Annotated in this window: 2 protein-coding genes; both read left to right on the top strand. The window is 76.8% G+C overall.

Annotated features, from left to right (window positions below):
- Positions 1-173: 173 nt before the first annotated feature.
- Positions 174-965, top strand: coding sequence for an ABC transporter ATP-binding protein (locus VR45_RS38930; protein ID WP_045944689.1), 792 nt, complete (start codon positions 174-176; stop codon positions 963-965).
- A 78-nt stretch (positions 966-1,043) separates the two neighbouring features.
- On the top strand, positions 1,044-2,498 hold a 1,455-nt coding region (locus tag VR45_RS38925; protein WP_045944688.1), incomplete at its 3' end, for an ABC transporter permease.

Genomic DNA, 2,498 nt, shown 5'->3' with positions numbered 1-2,498 from the left:
AACGCCCCGGACGGCGGCGCCCTCGCCACCCTCCACCTGCCGTCCGCCTAGGGGCTGTCTGACGCGGGACTGCCGCGTACTGGAGCCGGGACCGATACCCGGTTCATGAGGGATCGATACGTCCCCCGGACACCCTTCGAAGTGCACCGACGCTTCGAGGAGGAGTCCCAGCCGTGACCACCGACCCGTTCCACCCGTTCGCCACCCACGCCCCGTACCCGGCGCCCGGGACCGCCGTCGCCACCACCGGACTGACCAAGGTCCACGGCAGCGGCGACACCCGGGTCACCGCGCTCGACGCGGTCACGGTCGCCTTCCGGGAGGCCGAGTTCACCGCGATCATGGGCCCGTCCGGCTGCGGCAAGTCCACCCTGCTGCACTGCGCGGCCGGTCTGGACACCCCCACCGCCGGCTCGGTCCGGATCGGCACCACCGAGCTCGGCGGACTGAGCGACCGGCAGCTCACCCGGCTGCGCCGGGACCGGATCGGCTTCGTGTTCCAGACCTTCAACCTGCTGCCCACCCTCACCGCGCTGGAGAACATCACGCTCCCGCTCGCGCTGGCCGGCCGCAGGCCCGACCCGGAGTGGCTGGACCGGGTGGTCGCCATGGTCGGCCTCGGCGAGCGGCTCGGCCACCGGCCCGCCGAGCTGTCGGGCGGCCAGCAGCAGCGCGTCGCGGTCGCCCGCGCCCTGGCCTCGAAGCCCGCCGTCGTCTTCGCCGACGAGCCCACCGGCAACCTCGACTCGCGGGCCGGGGCCGAGGTCCTCGGCTTCCTGCGCGAGTCCGTCCACGAGCTGGGGCGTACGGTCGTCATGGTCACCCACGACCCGGTGGCCGCCGGCTACGCGGACCGGGTGCTGTTCCTCGCCGACGGCCGCCCGGTGGACGAGCTGGCCCACCCGACGCCCGGCCGCGTCCTCGACGTGATGAAGACCGTCGACACCCGCGTGCGCACCGGCTGACCCGCCACCGCCACCGTCCCGCCCTGCCTCCCGCCTGCCTCCCGCCTGCCACCCGCCTGTCACCTACCGAGAGCCCCCATGCTGCGAACAGCCCTGCGCAACGTCCTCGCGGACAAGGCCCGCCTGCTCATGACCGTCCTCGCGGTCTGCCTCGGCGTCGCCTTCGTCTCCGGCACCCTCGTCTTCGCCGACTCCACCGCCGCCGCCCACCGCGCCGCCGCGTCGCAGGACTTCGCCGGCATCGACGTCACCGTCACCGCCGCCGAACTCCCGCCGGGCGCCCGGGACGCCCCGGAAGGAGCGGGCGGCGGTGTCCTGGACGACGCACTGGCCGGGACCCTGGCCCGGGTCCCCGGCGTGGCCGCCGTCCGGCCCGAGGCCGACGGCACCGCCGTCCTGAACGCCGCCGACGGCACCCCGCTGCGGGTCCACCCGGGCGCCAACCTCGCCGCCGCGTACACCCCCGGCCCCGACGGCACGGACCCCCGCCACCCCCTGCTCCGGGGCCGCGCGCCCGCCGGTGCCGAGGAGATCGCCGTCGACCCGGACACCGCCGCCGCCGGTCGGCTGAACCTCGGCGACACCGTCACCCTCGCCACCGACGGCCCGGCCCGCACCGCCCGGCTGGTCGGCCTCGTCGGCACCACCGACACCCGGGTCACCGCCCGCGGCACCCTCGTCCTGTTCGACCGGGCCACCGCCCAGGGCCTGTTCGCCACCCCCGGCCACTGGACCGCCCTCGACCTCACCGCCGCCCCCGGCACCGACCAGTACGAACTGGCGCGGCGGGTCACCGAGCGGCTCCCCGCCGGACGGGCCGAGGCGACCACCGGCCGGGCCCGGGCCGAGCAGCAGGCCCGCTACGTCGGCACCCTGACCCGCGGCTACCAGAAGCTGCCGCTGGTGCTGGCCGGGGTCTCGCTGTTCATCGGCTCCTTCCTGGTCGTCAACACCTTCACCATGCTGGTCACCCGCCGCACCCGGGGGATCGCCCTGCTGCGGGCGGTCGGCGCCACCCGCCGCCAGGTGGTGCGCTCCCTGCTCGCCGAAGCCGTGCTGGTCGGACTCGCCGCCTCCGCCGTCGGATTCGCCCTCGGCCTCGGGATCGCCGCACTGCTGCCCGGCCTGCTGGGCACCGACGGCGACCGACTGCCCGACGGCCCGCTGGTGATCGGCCCCCGGCCCGTCGCGGCGGCGCTGTTCGTCGGCGTCGGCGTCACCGTCCTCGCCGCCTGGCTGCCGTCCCGCCGGGCCGCCCGGATCGCCCCCGTCGAGGCGCTCCGCTCGGTGGAACGCCCGGCCCCCCGCTCGCGGCTGCGCCCCGTCCTCGGCGCGGGCCTGACGCTGCTCGGCGCCGGCCTGCTGGTCGCCCTCGCCGGCCGGGCGCACGACGCCTCCGAGGCCAACCTGGAGCGCGCGCTGCTCGCCTGCGGCGCCCTCCTGGCCGGTCTGGTCGTGCTGTCGCCCGTCCTCGCCGTCCCGGCCGTCCGGCTCAGCGGGCTGCTCACCCGCCGCCTCGGCATCACCGGGCTG

It is taken from the genome of Streptomyces sp. NRRL S-495 (genome assembly GCF_000966955.1).
GTDB classification, from domain to species: Bacteria; Actinomycetota; Actinomycetes; order Streptomycetales; family Streptomycetaceae; genus Kitasatospora; species Kitasatospora purpeofusca.
This window is presented reverse-complemented; position numbering and strand designations above follow the sequence as displayed.